General features: G+C 69.9%; 17 protein-coding genes and 1 tRNA gene. 13 read left to right on the top strand and 5 right to left on the bottom strand.

The window, feature by feature from the left end:
• Positions 1 to 94 precede the first annotated feature (94 nt).
• The 3 genes from BIU98_RS06215 to BIU98_RS06205 all read left to right on the top strand — a co-directional run bounded on the left by BIU98_RS06215 (position 95) and on the right by BIU98_RS06205 (position 2,177).
• Positions 95 to 1,219, top strand: a complete 1,125-nt coding sequence (locus BIU98_RS06215) for an epoxide hydrolase family protein (protein WP_071273332.1) — start codon at positions 95 to 97, stop codon at positions 1,217 to 1,219.
• 13 nt (positions 1,220 to 1,232) lie between these two features.
• Positions 1,233 to 1,307 (top strand) — tRNA-Arg (locus BIU98_RS06210).
• A gap of 237 nt (positions 1,308 to 1,544) precedes the next feature.
• Positions 1,545 to 2,177 carry an NYN domain-containing protein gene (locus tag BIU98_RS06205; protein ID WP_071273329.1) on the top strand — a complete coding sequence of 211 codons (633 nt, stop codon included), beginning with the start codon at positions 1,545 to 1,547 and terminating at the stop codon, positions 2,175 to 2,177.
• Positions 2,178 to 2,374: 197 nt separating this feature from the next.
• On the opposite strand, the gene BIU98_RS06200 is transcribed toward BIU98_RS06205, so the two are convergent.
• The 4 genes from BIU98_RS06200 to BIU98_RS06180 all read right to left on the bottom strand — a co-directional run bounded on the left by BIU98_RS06200 (position 2,375) and on the right by BIU98_RS06180 (position 5,462).
• Positions 2,375 to 2,731, bottom strand: a complete 357-nt coding sequence (locus tag BIU98_RS06200) for a hypothetical protein (protein WP_071273326.1) — start codon at positions 2,729 to 2,731, stop codon at positions 2,375 to 2,377.
• Between the two features lie 14 nt (positions 2,732 to 2,745).
• Positions 2,746 to 3,327 carry a hypothetical protein gene (locus BIU98_RS06195; RefSeq protein ID WP_071273560.1) on the bottom strand — a complete coding sequence of 194 codons (582 nt, stop codon included), beginning with the start codon at positions 3,325 to 3,327 and terminating at the stop codon, positions 2,746 to 2,748.
• On the bottom strand, positions 3,324 to 3,881 hold the full coding sequence (locus BIU98_RS06190; protein WP_071273323.1) for an RNA polymerase sigma factor: 558 nt from the start codon (positions 3,879 to 3,881) through the stop codon (positions 3,324 to 3,326). Before BIU98_RS06190 ends, BIU98_RS06195 begins: the two co-directional genes overlap by 4 nt.
• 462 nt (positions 3,882 to 4,343) lie before the next feature.
• Positions 4,344 to 5,462, bottom strand: a complete 1,119-nt coding sequence (locus BIU98_RS06180; protein WP_139200590.1) for a zinc-binding dehydrogenase — start codon at positions 5,460 to 5,462, stop codon at positions 4,344 to 4,346.
• A 347-nt stretch (positions 5,463 to 5,809) separates the two neighbouring features.
• Here BIU98_RS06180 and BIU98_RS06175 point away from each other — a divergent pair, with 347 nt between their 5' ends.
• From BIU98_RS06175 to BIU98_RS06150, 6 genes are all read left to right on the top strand, one after another.
• Positions 5,810 to 6,460, top strand: coding sequence for a DUF2291 domain-containing protein (locus tag BIU98_RS06175; RefSeq protein WP_071273317.1), 651 nt, complete (start codon positions 5,810 to 5,812; stop codon positions 6,458 to 6,460).
• Positions 6,457 to 7,986: a sugar ABC transporter ATP-binding protein gene (locus BIU98_RS06170; RefSeq protein WP_071273314.1), complete on the top strand. Its 1,530-nt coding sequence runs from the start codon at positions 6,457 to 6,459 to the stop codon at positions 7,984 to 7,986. The genes BIU98_RS06175 and BIU98_RS06170 overlap by 4 nt, the downstream gene beginning before the upstream one ends.
• A gap of 20 nt (positions 7,987 to 8,006) precedes the next feature.
• Positions 8,007 to 9,125, top strand: a complete 1,119-nt coding sequence (locus BIU98_RS06165; protein WP_071273311.1) for an ABC transporter permease — start codon at positions 8,007 to 8,009, stop codon at positions 9,123 to 9,125.
• Between the two features lie 36 nt (positions 9,126 to 9,161).
• Positions 9,162 to 10,157 carry a D-ribose ABC transporter substrate-binding protein gene (locus tag BIU98_RS06160; RefSeq protein WP_217635669.1) on the top strand — a complete coding sequence of 332 codons (996 nt, stop codon included), beginning with the start codon at positions 9,162 to 9,164 and terminating at the stop codon, positions 10,155 to 10,157.
• A gap of 4 nt (positions 10,158 to 10,161) precedes the next feature.
• On the top strand, positions 10,162 to 11,196 hold the full coding sequence (locus tag BIU98_RS06155) for a sugar-binding transcriptional regulator (RefSeq protein WP_139200589.1): 1,035 nt from the start codon (positions 10,162 to 10,164) through the stop codon (positions 11,194 to 11,196).
• Between the two features lie 88 nt (positions 11,197 to 11,284).
• Complete coding sequence (locus tag BIU98_RS06150) at positions 11,285 to 11,683, top strand: hypothetical protein (protein WP_071273303.1); 399 nt, start codon at positions 11,285 to 11,287, stop codon at positions 11,681 to 11,683.
• Between the two features lie 85 nt (positions 11,684 to 11,768).
• Here the strand turns inward: BIU98_RS06150 and BIU98_RS06145 are convergent, their stop codons facing one another.
• Positions 11,769 to 12,650 carry a helix-turn-helix domain-containing protein gene (locus BIU98_RS06145; protein ID WP_083393021.1) on the bottom strand — a complete coding sequence of 294 codons (882 nt, stop codon included), beginning with the start codon at positions 12,648 to 12,650 and terminating at the stop codon, positions 11,769 to 11,771.
• 113 nt (positions 12,651 to 12,763) lie between these two features.
• On the opposite strand from BIU98_RS06145, the gene melA reads away from it, so the two are divergent.
• From melA to BIU98_RS06125, 4 genes are all read left to right on the top strand, one after another.
• A complete protein-coding gene (gene melA, locus BIU98_RS06140; protein ID WP_071273300.1) occupies positions 12,764 to 14,188 on the top strand; it encodes an alpha-galactosidase in 1,425 nt (474 codons plus the stop codon).
• A gap of 126 nt (positions 14,189 to 14,314) precedes the next feature.
• A complete protein-coding gene (locus BIU98_RS06135) occupies positions 14,315 to 15,619 on the top strand; it encodes an ABC transporter substrate-binding protein (protein ID WP_254787806.1) in 1,305 nt (434 codons plus the stop codon).
• Positions 15,603 to 16,550 (top strand): carbohydrate ABC transporter permease, encoded by a 948-nt coding sequence (locus tag BIU98_RS06130; RefSeq protein ID WP_071273297.1) that lies wholly within the window; start codon positions 15,603 to 15,605, stop codon positions 16,548 to 16,550. The genes BIU98_RS06135 and BIU98_RS06130 overlap by 17 nt, the downstream gene beginning before the upstream one ends.
• Entirely contained in the window at positions 16,547 to 17,425 is an 879-nt protein-coding gene (locus BIU98_RS06125; protein WP_254787805.1) for a carbohydrate ABC transporter permease, read from the top strand. The genes BIU98_RS06130 and BIU98_RS06125 overlap by 4 nt, the downstream gene beginning before the upstream one ends.
• Positions 17,426 to 17,510 lie beyond the last annotated feature (85 nt).

Here is a 17,510-nt window from a genome sequence, read left to right as displayed (position 1 = left end):
GCGACGAGCGCGCCGGACCCGGCACGGCTGCGGATCCGTCGCACGGATGACTGGCCGATCGCGTCGTGTCGGCGGATGTGCGTAGCGTGCGGTCATGACCCGGATGTGGATCGACGACGCGACCATCGACGACCTGCGCGCACGGCTGCGCGCCACCCGCTGGCCGGACGCACCGCAGGGCTCCGGGTGGTCGCTCGGTGTCGACGTGGACGAGGTCCGCGAGCTGGCGGCGTACTGGGCCGACGGGTTCGACTTCAGCGCGCACCGCGACGCCCTCGCCGCGCTGCCGAGCCGCGTGGTGCAGGTCGACGGGCTCGGGATCAACGTGCTGCACCAGCGAGCGGACGCGGGCGACGGCCTGCCGCTGCTGCTCGCGCACGGGTGGCCGGACTCGTCGTGGCGGTACCGGACGGTGCTGCCGATGCTGGCCGCCGCCGGGTTCGACGTCGTCGTGCCGGACATGCCCGGGTACGGGTTCTCGGACGTGCCGGCCTCGCCGCTCGACGCCCGCCAGGTCGCCGCGCTCTGGGCGCCGCTCATGACGGAGCTCGGGTACGAGCGGTTCGCGGTCGCCGGCGGGGACATCGGCACGCACGTCGTCCGGTACCTGGCGCTCGACCACCCCGACCGGGTCGTGGCCGTCCACCGCATCGACGGCGGGCTGCCCTGGCCGGGCATCGACGTCGCGTCGCTGTCGCCCGCCGAGCAGGACTTCGTGCAGGCCACCACGCGGTGGCGCGACACCGAGGGGGCCTACGCGATGCTGCACCGGACCAAGCCGCAGACCGCCGCGGTGGGCCTGAACGACTCGCCCTCGGGGCTGCTGGCGTGGATCGTCGAGAAGCTCCGGTCGTGGAGCGACTGCGACGGTGACCTGTGGTCGGTGTACACGCGGGACGAGGTCCTGGCGCTCGTGACCGAGCACTGGGCAACCGGCACAATCGGGTCGGCCATGCGGATGTACCACGCCAACGCCGCCGTCCCGCCGGAGCAGATGGCCCGTCGGGTCGAGACGCCGTCGGGGTTCTCGCTGTACCCGGGCGACCTCGTCACGGCGCCGCGGGAGTGGCTCGAGCGGACGACGAACCTCGTGTACCTCTCCGAACCCGAGCGTGGTGGGCACTTCGCGCCGGTCGAGCAGCCGGAGTCGTACGTGGCGGAGCTGACCGCGTTCCTGGAGCCGTACCGAGGGCTCGGGTCCCAGGTCGGGTCCCGCTAGAGTGGAGGGACCGGCCTCTGTAGCTCAATGGAAGAGCAGTTCCGTCCTAAGGAAATGGTTGGGGGTTCGAGTCCCTCCAGGGGCACCAGATGCGCCGCCCGGTCCGATGTAGAGCGAGCTGCGCTGCGTCGGGGCGGCCGACCCGTCCGGTACGGACCGGACGCAAGCGCCCTGAACCGTCGTCGCTGCGCTCCTGACAGACAAAAACGGCCCCTCCCGAAGGAGAGGCCGTCGAGCCGCGATCCTTGCGAATCGGGGCGGGGTGTTCTCAACTATAGCCATGTTCGGACCCGTGAGGTCAAATCCGACACGCTAGGGTCGCTCTGTGAGCAGTCCAGAGCTTCCAGATCGTCTCATTGCGTACATAGACGGCTTCAACTTGTACCACGGCTTACACGATGCTGCTGGGCACAAGTGGTTGTGGTTGGACCTAGCAAAGTTGGTTCAGTCCCTTCGTCCGAAGCAGACACTGCTTCAGGTGAAGTACTTCACTGCATCCGTTCTGAACGAGCCAGCGGCGCAGGGGCGGCAGGACACGTACATCGCAGCGCTCGACGCCGCGAGCGGACCGCTCATTGAGACCACGATGGGTCGGTACCAGCAGAAGACCAAGTACTGCCGTAACTGCAACCACCCCTGGCACCTCTACGAGGAGAAGGAGACAGACGTGAACATCGCCGTCAACCTGGTCGCCGACGCCGCTGCACAGAAGGCAGACTCCTTCATGATCGTGAGCGCGGACAGCGACATCGCCCCCGCCGTTCGCATGGCACAGCGTCTCAACCCGGGGGCGTTCTTCTTCGCCGCGTTCCCGCCGAAGCGATTCTCGACGGAGCTCAAGACGCTCATGCCGGCTTCCTTCCAGATCGGGCGCGGTCGTGTCCGAAGTTCTATGCTCCCGCCGACCGTGACCGCTGACGACGGACGAGTCCACGCGCAGCCCGCGAAATGGTCCTGACGAACGTCAGCGCTGGGGCATCAGAGCCTCGATTGGTAGACGTGGAAGACTGGCGTTCACGAGGAACCCCTCAGCGCTGAGCGATCACTGAGCTGCTTCGAGAAGCGCGACGTCGTCCTCCTCCTCCGAGCGAGGACGAGTGGATCCCCATGTGGGCGTCTGACGCCGCGGTGACGTCTGATCCCTGCGCCTGACCCTCAGTCGGCGTCGAGGCCCTCGACCAACCGGATCGTGACCGTGATCAGGTCCGGTTCGCGGGCCTCGGCGCCGTCGGCGTGCCGCTGGGCCAGGGCGTCGCGGATGCGCTCGCCGACCTCGCGGATCGTGTCCGGCGCCGGGCGGGTGTCGTTCGCCGCGATGCCGGCGGTGATGGTCGTCGAGCCGTGGTCGCGGTCGATGTCCACCAGGACGTCCGGCTGGCGGAGCGCGAGCTTGACGGCGATGGCGTCGGCGGCGGCCTCGACGATCGGCTGCGCCGGGTAGACCTCGTCGACCCCGGGGGTCGAGCGGATCAGCGCGGTCAGGTGTCGGGAGAGTTCCTGGTCGTCGTGCACCCTCGGCTCCTCGGTCAGGGGACGTGGACGTCGTCGAACACGACGTCGATCCGGTCGATGACGATCTCGGTGTGCCGACCGAGCACCTCGGCGATGCGGGTCCGCAGGCGGTCGGCGGTGACGTCGGCGGCCAGGCCGTACGCGATGCTCGCGGTCACCTCGACGCGGATGGGTGTGCCGGGCTCGGCGACGTCGCCGTCGAGCGTGCAACGACCCATCACGACACCGCCCATGGTGTCGCCGGCGCGGCGGACGAGCCCGCGGACCGCTGCCTCGGTCATGGTCAGGCGGAGTCGGGGGTCCGGGTGCTCCACGGGGACGTCCCGACCGGAGCGGACCTCGGTGCGGATGGTGTCGAGCAGGCCGCTGATCCAGGCGGAGTCGCGGCCGGGGTCGTCCTCGGCGCGGTGCTGCATGGCGTCCCACGAGAGCTCGCGGAGTCGCTGCATGCCGGACAGTGCCAGGCGGCAGGCGGGGGAGTTCTCGATGCTCGGGTCGCGGGGGATCCGGCCGCGGTCGAGGTAGGCGCCGAGCTCCTCCATCGTGTGGCCGTCGACGAGGTCGTCCTCGGGCACGGCGGCGTCGTCGTTCGTCATCGCCACGCCTCCATCTCCTGGAGCAAGAACCGTCGTGCGCGGGCGAGGAGCCCACGGACCGTCGAGACCGGCAGCTCGAGTGCCTCGGCGATCTCCTGGTAGCTGTAGCCGGATGCCTCTCGCAGCAACCAGCACCGGCGCTGGTCGTCGGGGAGCTTGTCCAGCGCCTGCCACACGGCGTCGAGCTGCAGCCGTGCCTCGACGATACGCTCCGGCGAGTGGACGGCGCTGGCCGGCGGGTCCACGGTGTCGACGTCGTCGTGGTGTCGTCGTGACCGGATGCGGTCGAGGGCCTTCCGCGTGACGATCTGCATCATCCACGGGCGGAAGCGCGCAGGGGTCTCGAGGTCGTTCAGCTGCCGCCACCCGATGAGGAACGACTCCTGCACGACGTCGTCGGACTCGTCGTTCGAGCGGAGCATCTTCGCGGCGAACACCCGCAGCAGCGGACCGTGTCGGCGCGCGAGGACCTCGAACGCGCGGACGTCGCCGTCGGCTGCCCGGACGACGAGGGTGGCGTCCTCGGCGTCGACGAGCGAGACGTCGTCGTTCATCGGCACCTCCGCTCGCGGGTCTCGGTCCCGGCTGCTCGGGCGATGTTCCTCGACACGAGCATGCACCTCGGCGCTGGTGACTGCTCGTCGGAGACGACCTGGTGGTCGATCCGTGACGAAACCGGTGGTCGGCACGTCTGTAGGGAGGGGGACGACCGAGAGGCAGCATGCAGGACCGAGGACCGACACAGCGCACGAGTGCGTCCGACCCCTCGGTGTGTCCGTCGACCTTCGACCGCTGGCACTGCGACCGGCCGGTGGGACACGACGGCCAGCACCGTTCGGCGCGCGGGACCGAGCGCACCGAGTGGAACGACCGGGCGTCCGGCCGACGGCTCAGCGACCTCTGACGCGCGACGCAGCACTGTGCAGCGCCGAGCAACGCGCGTCACGGGGACAGCACCGGGCGGCGGCGGGACGACCACCACCGCCCGGAGTCGGGGGCCCTCGGCAGGAGCGGGGTCAGCTGCTCATCGAGGGGATGATGGAGACCTTGACGGAGGCGCCGGCGGAGTCGCCGACGAGGTCGAGGGCTTCTTGGAAGGCTTCGAGGGGGAACTGGTGGGTGCAGATCCGGTCCATGGGGAGGGTCTGGGTTTCGAGGAGCTTGATGGCGGCGGGCCAGGTGTGGGGGCCGAGGTGGGCGCCGCGGATGTCGAGTTCCTTGTCGTCGGAGATGATGGACCAGTCGACGGAGACGTTGTCCTTGAAGACGGAGTACTCGACGAAGGTGCCGAGTTTGCGGAGCAGGTTCAGGCCTTGGGGGACGGCTGAGGGGTGGCCGGTGGCTTCGATGTAGACGTCGGCGCCGTACCCGTCGGTGAGGTCCTTGATGATCTGCACGGCGTCGTGGGTGGCGATGTTGATGGTGAGGTCCGCGCCGACGGCTTTGGCGAGGTCGAGTTTGGTGTCGAGGACGTCGAGGGCGATGATCCGCAGGGGGTTCTTCTGGCGGGCTCCGGCGATGGCGGAGAGGCCGATGGGGCCGGCGCCGGCGATGACGACGGTGTCGCCGAACTTGATCTCGGCGCGTTCGACGGCGTGGAAGGCGCAGGAGAGGGGTTCGGCGAACGCGGCGACCTGTCCGGGGAGGTCGGCGGAGACGGGGTGGGTGAGGGCCTTGGCGGGGACGAGGACGTACTCGGCCATGGCGCCGTCGTAGCCCTTGAAGCCGAACATGTCGTGCACGGCGCACATCCAGTACGCGCCTTCGAGGCAGTAGCGGCACTCCCAGCAGGGCACGATCTGCTCGCACGCGATCCGGTCCCCGAGGGCCAGCTTCCGTTTGGTGAGGGCGGTGTCGTCGCCGGCGATGACCGTGCCGACGAACTCGTGTCCGGGGATCCGGTTCGTCTCGGCCCATGCTGGTCGGTTCTGGTCTCCCCAGAACTTCGCGGCGCCGTGGTAGCACTTCAGGTCCGAGGCGCAGATCCCGACGGCGTCGGTGCGGAGCAGGAGTTCCCCGGGTCCTGGGGTGGGCACGGGTCGGGTCTCGAGGCGGTAGTCCCCGGGGCCGTGGACCACGACCGCCCGCATCGTCGCAGGGATCTCGGGCAGCTCAGGGGTCGAGGTCGTGGACATGGTGGTCTCCGTCGGTCACGTTCCAGCCGCGTCATCGCGGTGCAGCAGACCATACGGGGTCCTGAACAGATGTCAAGAACAGGATTTCTGACAGGATGCACTTCGCGCTGATCTGCGATTGCCCCTTGCAGAAATCTCGTTCTGCACGTAATTTCTGGTCAGGCCGCTCCGAGAGGTGCGGTCGACGCCGTTCCGCAGGGACCGGCTGACCCGACCAGACGACGACGTCAGGCGCCCGCCGCGTGCTCGTCGTCCTCATGCAAGGAGCACGCGATGCTGCGAGCCGTCCGCCCCACCACCGGGGCACCCCGAACCGAGCAGGCGTCCTGCGTCGACCGGACGCAGTCGTGAGCGCCGTCAGCACGACGTCGCCGCAGCGCCGACGCCTGACGCGCCGGATCGTCATCGGCGCGGTCGTGCTCGTCGTGCTCATCGCGATGGCGCTCAGCGTGAAGGTCGTGAGCAAGGGCTCGTCCGTCGGTGCCGGCCCGGCCGCGTTCTCGGCGTCGGCCTGGGGCAAGAAGCACTTCCCCGAGGTGCAGGCGGCGATCGCCAAGCGTGCCGTCCCCGCAGACGAACTGGCCACGGCGCTCGACGCCGACGCGGCCGCTGCCACGAAGAAGTACGGCGTCGCCGGTGGTGCAGGCACCGAGTTCTCGACGACCTTCACCGGCACGGTGGGCGAGGCGCAGGACGGCCTGTACCCGGTCACCGTCGACGGTCTGCCGGGTGGGCTGCTCATCCGCATGCAGACCGGTCCGGCCATCAACGGCACCGACCTCCGCGACGCACCGGGCACGATCGAGTTCGGGCAGTTCACGAACCAGATCGACTACCAGAACGCCGGCGCCGCCCTGAACGACCAGCTGAAGCAGCAGGTCCTCGCCGACGTCGACACCGCGTCCCTCACCGGCAAGACCGTCGAGGTCACCGGAGCGTTCCAGCTGATCAACCCGAAGGCCTGGCTCGTCACGCCGTCGGCCCTGGAAGTCCGATGAGCGGCGACGGCGCGATCGGCGCGGTCGTCCTCCAGGCCACCGACGTCGTCAAGACCTACGGTGCGACGCGTGCGCTCAAGGGCGTCAACTTCGCGATCCACCGCGGTCAGGTCACGACGCTGTTCGGGGAGAACGGCGCGGGCAAGTCGACGCTCATGAAGATCCTGTCCGGGGTCGAGCAGCCGACGTCGGGCACGCTCACGTTGCACGGCGAGACCGTGTCGTTCACCGACACCGTCGACGCCCGGGACCACGGCATCTCGATCATCCACCAGGAGCTCAGCCTCGCGCCGAACCTGACGGTGCGCGACAACATCTTCATGGGGCGCGAGATCACCGGGCCCACCGGTGTCGACTATGCGGAGGAGGCCAGGCAGTCCGCGACCGTCCTGGCCGAGCTCGGCGAGGAGATCGACCCGCTCGCGCTGGTGTCGGACCTCCGGCTCGGCCAGCAGCAACTCATCGAGATCGCCCGGGCGCTGTCGGTCGACGCCCGGATCCTCATCATGGACGAGCCGACGAGCGCGCTCTCGGCGTCCGAGGTCGAGGTCCTGTTCCAGGTCGTGCGGGACCTCACCGCCCGCGGGGTCTCGATCGTCTACATCTCCCACCACTTGGAGGAGGCGCTCGAGATCACCGACCACGCGGTCGTGCTCCGCGACGGCGCGATCACGGCGATGGCCCCCGCGGCCGACATCGACCTGGAGTGGGTCGTCCGCGCGATGGTCGGCGAGGGCTTCGACCTCGGTTCGCCGCCCACCGGCTACGACTTCGGACCCGTCGCCCTCGCGATCGAGGACGTCACGGTCGCCGACCCCGACGTCCCCGGCCGCAACGTCGTCGACCGCGTGTCCCTCGACGTCCGTGCGGGCGAGATCGTCTGCATCTACGGACTCATGGGAGCCGGACGCACCGAACTGCTCGAGGCCGTCGCCGGACGCAACCGCATCGACGGCGGCCGGGTGCGCAAGGGCGACCGCGACCTGGCGGGCCTGAGCATCGCGGACCGCATCGAGGCCGGCCTCGGCCTGGTGCCGGAGGACCGGCAGCGGGACGGGCTCGTGCAGACGATGACGGTCGGGCACAACATGTCGCTCGCCTCGATCGGTGCCTTCGTGAAGGGCCTGTTCCTCTCCGGGAACCGCGAGACCGACATCGTCACCGAGTCGATCCGGACGGTGCACGTCAAGACGCCCGGCGGCCACGCGATGATCGGCTCGCTGTCCGGCGGCAACCAGCAGAAGGTCGTCATCGGCAAGATGCTGGCCACGCAGCCCGACGTCATCCTGCTCGACGAGCCGAGCCGGGGCATCGACATCGGCGCCAAGGCCGAGGTCTTCAAGCTCCTCGCCGAGCGCGCCAGGAACGGCCTCGCGGTCGTCTACACGACGTCGGAGGTCGGTGAGTGCCTCAGCATCGCCCACCGCATCGTCGTGATGAGCCGCGGGCGCATCGCCGCCGAGTTCGGATCCGAAACCACCAAGGAAGCGATCATGGCCGCCTCGGGCGAGGCCGTGGTCGCATGACCGCCACGAACGGAACACGCATGTCCTCCACCACCTCGGCGCGACGCCGTCCCGCGATGTTCGCCGACGGGTTCAGCCTCGGCCGGCTCCTGCTGCAGGGGCGCGCGTTCTTCGCCCTCGTCGCGATCATCGTCGTCTTCTCCGTCCTCTCACCGAACTACTTCACGGTCAGCAACATCCTCACGATGTCGTCCCACGTCGCGGTCTACGCGATCCTGGCGATCGGGATGCTCGTCGTGATCCTCAACGGCGGCATCGACCTGTCCGTCGGCTCGACGCTCGGGTTCTCGGGCGTCATCGCCGGTGCCCTGATGAAGGGCGTCACGATCGGCGGCTCGACGCTGTACCCGAAGGTCTGGGTCGTCGTCGTGGTCGCCTGTGCGGTCGGCGCGTTCATCGGCTTCGTGAACGGCATCCTGGTCGCCCGCTTCAAGGTGGCCCCGTTCGTCGCGACCCTCGGCATGCTCTACGTCGTCCGCGGCATCGGCCTGCTGATGACGAACGGCCTGACCTACAACGACCTCGGCGGCAACGCGGCGCTCGGGAACACCGGCTTCGACTGGCTCGGATTCAACCGGCTGATCGGGCTGCCCATCGGCGTCATCGTGATGATCGTCGCGGCGATCGCGGCGAGCCTGCTCCTCAACCGCACGGTGTTCGGCCGCTGGCTGTACGCCTCCGGTGGCAACGAGCGGGCCGCTGAGCTCTCCGGTGTCCCGGTCAAGCGGGTCAAGGTGCGGGTCTACGCGCTGTCCGGCCTCTGCGCCGCGATCGCCGGCCTGATCCTGTCGTCCGAGCTGACGAGCGCGAGCCCCACCGCCGGCAACTCGTACGAGCTCACCGCCATCGCGGCCGTCGTCATCGGCGGCGCCGCGCTCTCCGGTGGTGTCGGCAACGTCCGCGGCACCCTCCTCGGGGCCTTCGTCATCGGCTTCCTGTCCGACGGCCTCGTCATCATCGGCGTCTCGGCCTACTGGCAGACCGTCTTCACCGGCGCCGTCATCGTCCTCGCCGTGCTGCTGAACGCCGTGCAGTACAAGCGCCGCCCGGCCCGTGCCGGCGGGACGACGACGCCCACCCCCACAGCTCCCGTGGACACGCAGCCCCCGGCCGCCGTCCACGAGAAGACCGCCGGCTGACCCCCGTCACCGGAACACAGCGAAAGGAACCCCACAATGAACCGCAAGCTGGCAATGGTGCTCGCCGCGGGCGTCGGCCTGACCCTCGTCCTCGCCGGCTGCTCCGCCGGGGGCAGCGCATCGTCGGACACGGGCTCCGGCTCGGGCTCGTCGAAGAAGGGCGGCCTGATCTCGATCATCGTCAACGACCCCTCGAACCCGTACTGGAAGACCGAGGGCGACGTCGCGTCCGCCGAGGCCAAGTCCCTCGGCTACAAGTCGAACGTCTCGGCCTCCAAGGGCGACACGAACACCGAGAGCAACCTCATCGACACCGCGATCACGAACAAGTCGGTCGCGATCATCCTCGACCCGGCCAACGCGAGCGGCTCGATCGGTGCCGTGAAGAAGGCCGACGCCGCCGGCATCCCGGTGATCCTGGTGAACGCCGAGATCAACCAGTCGGGCCTGGCGAAGGCGCAGCTCGTCTCGAACAACGCCCAGGGCGCCGCACTCGGTGCCCAGCAGTGGGTCAAGGACGTCGGTGACTCGGGCAACTACGCCGAGCTCTTCGGCGCCCCGTCGGACAACAACGCGCAGACCCGGTCGAACGGCTACAAGACCGTGCTCTCGCAGTACCCCGGGCTCAAGGAGGTGGCCAAGCAGGTCGCGAACTGGGACCGCACGCAGGGCCACGACAAGATGCAGTCCATCCTGCAGGCGAACCCCGACATCAAGGGCGTCATCCCGGGCAACGACGAGATGGCCCTCGGCGCGGTCGCCGCACTGAAGGAGGCCGGCAAGCTCGACCAGGTGAAGGTCGGCGGCTTCGACGGCTCGCCGGACGCGGTCGACGCGATCAAGGCGGGGGAGCTGCAGTACACGGTCCTGCAGCCGGTCGCCACGTTCGCGAAGAAGGCGGTGCAGGAGGCCGACTCCTTCATCCGCACCGGCAAGACCGGCGCCAGCCAGGAGAAGCAGGCGTTCGACTGCGTGCTCATCACCAAGGAGAACGCGGACAAGGTCACGTCCCCGTTCACCCTCGCCGAGTGAGCGCGTGACACCACGCCCCGCAACGGGCGCGACGGCCGGTCGTCCGGGACGACCGGCCGTCGCCGTGTCCGACGCCGCCCGCGACGGCCACGCCCGCTTCCCGCTCGACCTCGTGTACCAGGCGGCGCGGATGTACTACCTGGAGGACGTCACCCAGGTGGACATCGCCGAACGGCTCGCGGTGTCGCGGGCCACGGTCAGCCGCCTGGTCTCCGAGGCCCGGCGGTCGGGGCTCGTCGAGATCCGGGTCCGCGACCCGTTCCTCGACGAGACCGTCGCCCTCGCCGACGAGGTCCGGGTGCTCCTGGGGCTCGACGCCGTGCAGGTCGTCTCGGCCGTGCACCACGCCACGATCGGCAGCGACCTCGCCGCCGCGGTGACCGTGGCCGTCGACCGGATGGCGCTCCGCCCCGGCGACGCTCTGCTCATCGGCAGCGGCCGGACGACCCACGCGGTCGCGCGCGACGTCACGCTCCGCCTGGACGGGGTGCTCCTCGCGCCGACGGTCGGTGGGCAGGCGGACCCGCTGCCGTGGTTCCAGTCGAACGAGATCACCCGGCTCGCGGCCGAGCGGTCCGCCGCCGTGCCGGCGTTCCTGTTCGCGCAGGCGCTGCCGTCCGCGGACATGCGGGCGTCGCTGGAGAACGACCCGGCCTTCCAGCACGTCGTCGGCCTGTGGGACCGCGCCGTCGGCGCCCTCGTCGGGGTGGGGGCCCCGCCGGCGATCCGCGACGCACACGCGCGCGGCGTCCCGGTGGACGACGACGTCCTCCGCGACGCCGCCGGGGACGTCTCCCTCAACTTCTTCCGCGCCGACGGCTCCGAGATCGCCTTCGACGGGGCTGAGCGCATGGTCAGGACAGCGCGGTCCGTCCTGGTCGACATCCCGCACGTCGTCGCGATCGCGGTCGGGCCGGAGAAGGCACCGAGCGTCGTCGGGGCCGTCCGCGCCGGGATGGTCGACGAGCTCATCACGGACGTCGCGACCGCCAGGGCCGTCGTCGCGATCGCCCGAGCGGCCGGCGGAAGCGAAGGGTAACGGACCCAGAACCGGACAGACAGGCCAAACCCATGTACGTTCGCTGAAAGACCGCTGCATGCGGTCGCACGTCGAAGGAGCAAGCAGCATGGCAAACACCACTTCCGGTCGTCCGACGACCGTCACCGTCGCATTCGTGATCTGGCTGATCGTCGTCCTGGCGAACATCCTGTCCGGCGTCATCAGCCTCGTGTCGGGCAGCGCGTCCGACGCGGCCGACAGCGTCGGCACCGCCCCGCTCGTGGGCGGCGCGATCTTCGCGTTCATCCTCGCGATCGTCGAGCTCATCATCGTCTTCAAGATGCGCGACGGCCGCAACTGGGCCCGCATCGTGCTGACCGTCCTCGCGATCCTGCAGCTCATCGGGGTGGGCGTCGGTGCCGCCTCCGGCGGCAACGCCTTCGGCTGGATCGGTGGCGTCGCCGTCCTCGTCGCGACCGTCCTGATGTACGTCGGTGGCGCGAACGGCTACTTCCGCCGCCACTGAGTCGAGCGGGTCGCCCAGGCGACCACATGACGGACGGGAGGCTCGGGGCACGACTGCCCCGAGCCTCCCGTCCGTTGCTGCGTGCTCAGCCGAGCACCGGCTCGCGCCGCCGGTGGAACGAGCGGTACGCGCCGGGTGCGGCGCCGAAGGCGCGGGTGAAGTGGGCGTAGAAGCTGCTCTGCGACCCGAAGCCCGCGGCGTGCGCCACCTCACTGGTGGTCATCGTCGTCGTGGCGAGCAGCCGCTGGGCCTCCGCGACCCGGCACCGGGTGAGGTACTCCACGATCGTCGTGCCGACGTCCTGTCGGAAGACCGTCATGGCGTAGTGCGGGTGGAGGTGGGCTGCGGCAGCGACGTCGGTCACGGTGACGGGCTCCCGGAAGTGGCCCACGACGAACCGGACCATGTCCACCACCCGGTGCATGGCCTCCGCGGTCCCGTGCTCACCGCACGGGCGCAGGTCCACCTGGGCGCGGGCGTGCCGGAGCAGGCGGCGGACGAGCGCCTGGGCCTCGAGGTTCGCGATGAGCTCGGCGCCGTCGTCGGCGAAGTCCTGCTGCCACGAACCGAGCATCGACTCGACGTCTCGTCCGGCGGCCGAGGTCGGGACGATGACCGGGCGGTTCAGGAGCATCGCGCCGAGGTCGTGGTCGGGCAGCCCCCAGGCGAGCACCTCGGCGAGCGGGATGTGGACCCAGCGGAACTCGCCGAGCTCGGTCGGCTCGCCGATGAGCTGGTGTGCGGTCCAGCCCCAGAAGAGCGCGATCTCACCGGCGTGCACGCTGATCGGCGTGCCCCCGAACCGGTAGTCGAGCCGGCCCTCGAGCACGAGGTTGATCTCGAGGTCGTCGTGGCGGTGGGAGGCGTCCATCCGCGGGGCCGGCCCGCGGTGGCTCCAGTAGGCGGGCTCCACGGTCTCGACGACGGAGCCGGGCGTCAGCGGATGGGTGAGCGCGTCATCGAGCACGGGGCGAGCCTAGGACAGCTCCCCGAGCAGGACCCGGGCCGACCTGAGGATCCGGGAACGCCGCCGTCCGAAGCCGGAGGCGGGCGCTCCCGGGTGCTCCGTAGCGTGCTGGCATGACCAAGATCACCATCATCGGCGCCGGCGGCTTCGTCTTCCCCTTCCGTCTCATCGGCGACCTCGTCAGCTTCCCGGCGCTGCAGGACGCGACGCTGCACCTCATGGACCTCGACGCGGGCAGGGTCGCCCGCACCGCGGCCGCCGCCAGGGAACTCGTCGCGCACCACGGCCTCGGCGTCGAGGTCCTCGAGACCACCGACCGCCGTGCGGCCCTCGCCGACGCGGACGTCGTCATCATCACGTTCCAGGTCGGCGGCGTGGAGTCGTACAAGTGGGACGTCGAGATCCCGCGGAAGTACGGCATCGACCAGGCCGTCGGTGACACCGTCGGCCCCGGTGGGGTCTTCCGCTTCCTCCGCTCGGTGCGCGCCTACGAGGACATCGCCCGCGACGCGCTCGAGCTCTGCCCGGACGCGCAGTTCATCAACTACGCGAACCCGATGGCGATGGCCACGGCGTTCCTCAACGCCAGGGGCCTCCGCACGGTCGGGCTGTGCCACAGCGTGCAGGGCACGACGCGGATGCTCGCCAGGACGCTCGACGTGCCGTACGACGAGGTCGAGTTCGTCAGCGCCGGCATCAACCACCAGGCCTGGATCCTCGAGTTCAAGCGGCGCAACGGCGAGGACCTCTACCCCCGCCTGCGCGAGGTGATGACGGCGAAGCACCGTCGCGGCGTCGCGGCGGCCGACCTGCACGACGACGACGGCGACCACAGCGAGGCGGCACTCGCAGCGAGCAACTACGAGGGTGGCAACGAGCAGGTCCGCACGCAGCTGATGCGCTCGTTCGGGTACTTCGAGACCGAGTCGAGCCACCACGCGAGCGAGTACGTGCCGTACTTCCGGAAGGACCCGGAGACGACCCTCGAGTACATCCCGGAGCGGTGGGACTACTACGAGATCTGCCTGGCCCACGACGAGCAGGGCGACGTCGACCAGCAGCTCGAGAAGCTCAAGGCCGACCTGTCCCCGTCGGTCGAGTACGGCGCGAGCATCGTCAACGCGATCGTGACGGGCGTCCCCGCGGTCGTCTACGGGAACGTCCCGAACGCCACCGGTGTCATCGCGAACCTGCCGTCCGACGCCTGCGTCGAGGTGGCCTGCCTGGTCGACGGCAAGGGCGTCCAGCCGACCTCCTTCGGGGAGCTCCCGCCGCAGCTCGCCGCGATCAACCGGACGAACACGAACGTGCAGACCCTGGCCGTCCGGGCGGCGCTGACGGGGGACGTGGCGAACGTGCACCACGCCGTGGCCCTCGACCCGCTCACCGCGGCGCACCTGACCCTCGACCGGATCGCGGCGATGACCGACGAGCTCCTGCACGCGCACGCGGCGCTGCTCCCGGAGGCGCTCCGTCCGGCGGACGCGGTCGCCACCGCGCAGGGCACCGGCCAGGAGGCGCGACCCGCCCTGGTCTGACCAGCGGACGCCCGGCGCTGGCCCACCACGCCGGGCGTCACCCACCACCGGAGGCGCACCGGTGCGCACACCCGCACCGCGCCTCCCGTCCGCACGACCCGGCACCACGACCTCAAAGGAGAGGACATGCCGAACCGCCCACCACCCCAGCTCGCCCGACGGGGGTTCCTCGCCCTCGCCGGCATCTCGATGGCCGGCGCGCTCGCTGCGTGCGCCGGCCAGGGGACCGCCGCGCGCGGCGGCACGAAGCACATCCGCCTGTCCACCTGGAACATCCCGACCGACATCACGAGCTACCAGCGGATCGCCGACGAGTTCGTCGCCACGCACCCCGGGACCAGCGTCTCGGTGGAGGTGACCACCGGGCAGTTCCACCAGTGGTTCATCACGCGCCTCGCCGCGGACCTGGCCCCGGACATCATCCGGATCACCCCGCAGCAGATCGGCCGGTACGCGGCGAACGGCAGCCTCATCGACATCAGTGCGCACATCCCGGCCGACTACGAGTCGGACTACACGAAGCCGTTCTGGGCGATCGGTGCCCGGAACGACGGCGTGTTCGGGGTGTTCCAGCACACCGACAACTTCATCACCTACTACAACCGGGACGTGATGGAGCAGATCGGCGTGACCCCGCCGACGGCGATCGCCGACGCCTGGACGTGGGACGAGTTCCTCGACGTCGCCCGCGAGGTCAAGCAGGTCACGGGCAAGTACGCCTTCGGCTACGGGTGGAGCGGACCCGAGACGGCCTACCGCTGGCTGCCCGTCGTGTACCAGAACAGCGGCGCCTTCCTCGGCGAGGACGGCGGGACGCCCTCGATGGACACCGCGGAGGCGATCGGTGCGCTCGAGTTCGGCCGGAAGTGGTACGCCGAGGGACTCGCCACCACGGGCAACCTCAGCAAGACCGGCGGCGGCGACGTCGCGCGGAACCTGTTCATGACCGGGCAGATCGGGATGATGCTCAACAACCCCGAGCCGATGGCACAGCTCGACGAGCAGATGCCCGACAACTGGGGCACCGCACCGATGATCCGCAACACCGGTGAGGCCAGCGACCTGGGCGGGAACGCACTCGCGGTGACGAAGTCGAGCAAGCACCCCGACCTCGCCGCGGAACTGGTCGCCCTCATCACGAGCCGCGAGCAGATCGAGCGGTTCTGCCACGACGGCAACTGGCTGCCGGCACGGAAGTCGCTCGACGCCGCCGACGTCGGCTACGAGTCCCACGCGGACACCATGCAGCAGTTCATCGACCAGGGCGCCACGATCCCGCTCTCGATGGTGAAGGCCGAGAGCGGGCAGTACTTCTCGTCGCTGAACGCGGTGTTCGCCGACTACCTCGACCTGTGCCTGCTCGGACAGCTCCGCCCGGCCGAGGCCGCTGGCCAGATGATGGAGGCGATGCGCAGTGTCACTGCGAACTGAGACCAGGGACCGGGCGGCCACCCTGCCCGCGAGCCCCGGACGTCCCGCTGACCCGAGGACGCGACGCCGGGCGCGGCTCGTCCCGTACGCCTTCATCGGTCCGGCAGGTGTGCTGTTCCTGGCGTTCTCGCTCGTGCCGATCGTCATCGCGATCGCGCTGAGCCTCCGGGACAGCAGCACCTCGATCACGGACGGCGGCTGGATCGGCGCCGGGAACTTCACGGCGATGACCGGGGACCCCCTCATCGCCACCGCGCTGCGGAACACGCTCGTGTTCACCCTCGGGACCGTGCCGACGTCGATGGCGATCGGGCTCGCCCTCGCTGTCGCCCTGAACCGACCCCTGCCCGGGCGCGGCGTGTTCCGTGCGCTGTTCTTCGTGCCGATGGTCGCGGCGGGTGTCGTCGTCGGCGTCGTCATGTCCTGGATCTTCAACGGGGACTACGGCGTGGTGAACAACCTGCTCGAGGCACTCGGGCTCGGCCGGCTGCCCTGGCTGACCGCGCCGGGCTGGGCGATGGCCACCCTGGTGATCGTCGTCGTGTGGACCCGCATCGGGTTCTGCATGGTGATCTACCTCGGAGCGCTGCAGTCGGTGCCCGCGGAGCTCAAGGAGGCGGCCGCGATCGACGGCGCGTCCCGCTGGGCCCGGTTCCGCACGATCACGTGGCCGCTGCTCCGACCGACGACGTCGATCCTGGTCATCCTCAACGTCGTGTTCTCCCTGCAGGCCTTCGACGTGATCTACGTCATGACCGGCGGCGGCCCGGGGTTCTCCACCACCGTGCTCATCCAGTACGTGTTCCGGACCGCGTTCATCGACGCGCGCATGGGGTACGCCGCGGCGCTCGGACTCGTCCTCGTCGCGATCCTGCTCGTCTTCACGCTGCTCCGGCAGCGCGCCAACCGCAAGGCCGAGGAGGTCCTGTGACCACCGCAACGACACCCCGTCAGACCGACCAGTCCCGTCCGTTCCGCGCCCGCCGTCCGCGGCCGGGGCGCTGGGTGCTCGTCGCCGGGCTCTCCCTGCTCGCGGCGGTGATGGTCTTCCCGCTCTACTGGATGGTCGTCTCGGCGCTCACGCCCGGTGGGCAGTCGCAGAGCGGCTCGTTCTACCTGTTCCCGGCGCACCCGTCCTTCGACAACTACACGCAGGTCTTCAGCACGCAGCCCGTCTGGCGCTGGCTCGGCAACTCGGCGCTGATCACCTCGGTCGGCACCGCGCTCAGCGTCGTGGTGTCGCTGATGGCCGGCTACGCGCTCGCGAAGTTCCGGTTCCTGGGCCGGGGGCTGCTGTACTCGGCGTTCCTCGTGACGATCATGATCCCGATCCAGGTGACGATCGTGCCGAGCTTCCTCGTCGTGGCGAAGCTGGGTCTCGTCGACTCGCCCTGGGCCGTGGTGCTCCCGACCCTGTTCGACGTCGTCGGCATCTTCATCGCCCGACAGTTCATGCTCGGCGTGCCGGACGCGCTCCTCGAAGCGGCACGGCTCGACGGCGCCGGTGAGTTCGTCACCTTCTTCCGGGTGGTGCTGCCGACCTGCGGACCGCTCGTCGGAGTGCTCGTCATCCTCGGGTTCATGACGCGGTGGAACGACTTCCTGTGGCCGCTGGTCGTGCTCCAGGGGAACGAGAACCTCACCGTGCCCGTCGCGCTCTCGACGCTGACGAACAACCCGGCGTTCAGCTCCCCGTGGGGCGCCGTGATGGCGATCGCGACGATCACGGTGCTGCCGCTGCTGGTGGTGTTCCTGGCGTTCCAGCGGCAGTTCGTCCAGGGGATCGCGTCGACCGGCATCAAGTGAGCACCCCGACGTTCGGTCCCCGTTCACCCGGAGTCGTTATACCGGGCTGACGCGCACGGTCGGACCGTGCGCAGGACGTGAGGAG

Origin of the sequence: Curtobacterium sp. MMLR14_010 (assembly GCF_001865015.1) — a bacterium.
Taxonomy (GTDB): domain Bacteria; phylum Actinomycetota; class Actinomycetes; order Actinomycetales; family Microbacteriaceae; genus Curtobacterium.
Note: the sequence above shows the minus strand (reverse complement) of the source record. Positions and strands in the feature narration are given on the sequence as shown.

What these genes read in the sequence shown, in the direction of transcription:
- BIU98_RS06180 (WP_139200590.1), bottom strand. Translation starts at nt 5,462, where the DNA reads ATGTCCACGACCTCGACCCCTGAGCTGCCCGAGATCCCTGCGACGATG.
- BIU98_RS06215 (WP_071273332.1), top strand. Translation starts at nt 95, where the DNA reads ATGACCCGGATGTGGATCGACGACGCGACCATCGACGACCTGCGCGCA.
- BIU98_RS06195 (WP_071273560.1), bottom strand. Translation starts at nt 3,327, where the DNA reads ATGACGAACGACGACGCCGCCGTGCCCGAGGACGACCTCGTCGACGGC.
- BIU98_RS06170 (WP_071273314.1), top strand. Translation starts at nt 6,457, where the DNA reads ATGAGCGGCGACGGCGCGATCGGCGCGGTCGTCCTCCAGGCCACCGAC.
- melA (WP_071273300.1), top strand. Translation starts at nt 12,764, where the DNA reads ATGACCAAGATCACCATCATCGGCGCCGGCGGCTTCGTCTTCCCCTTC.
- BIU98_RS06190 (WP_071273323.1), bottom strand. Translation starts at nt 3,881, where the DNA reads ATGAACGACGACGTCTCGCTCGTCGACGCCGAGGACGCCACCCTCGTC.
- BIU98_RS06135 (WP_254787806.1), top strand. Translation starts at nt 14,315, where the DNA reads ATGCCGAACCGCCCACCACCCCAGCTCGCCCGACGGGGGTTCCTCGCC.
- BIU98_RS06160 (WP_217635669.1), top strand. Translation starts at nt 9,162, where the DNA reads ATGAACCGCAAGCTGGCAATGGTGCTCGCCGCGGGCGTCGGCCTGACC.
- BIU98_RS06165 (WP_071273311.1), top strand. Translation starts at nt 8,007, where the DNA reads ATGTCCTCCACCACCTCGGCGCGACGCCGTCCCGCGATGTTCGCCGAC.
- BIU98_RS06150 (WP_071273303.1), top strand. Translation starts at nt 11,285, where the DNA reads ATGGCAAACACCACTTCCGGTCGTCCGACGACCGTCACCGTCGCATTC.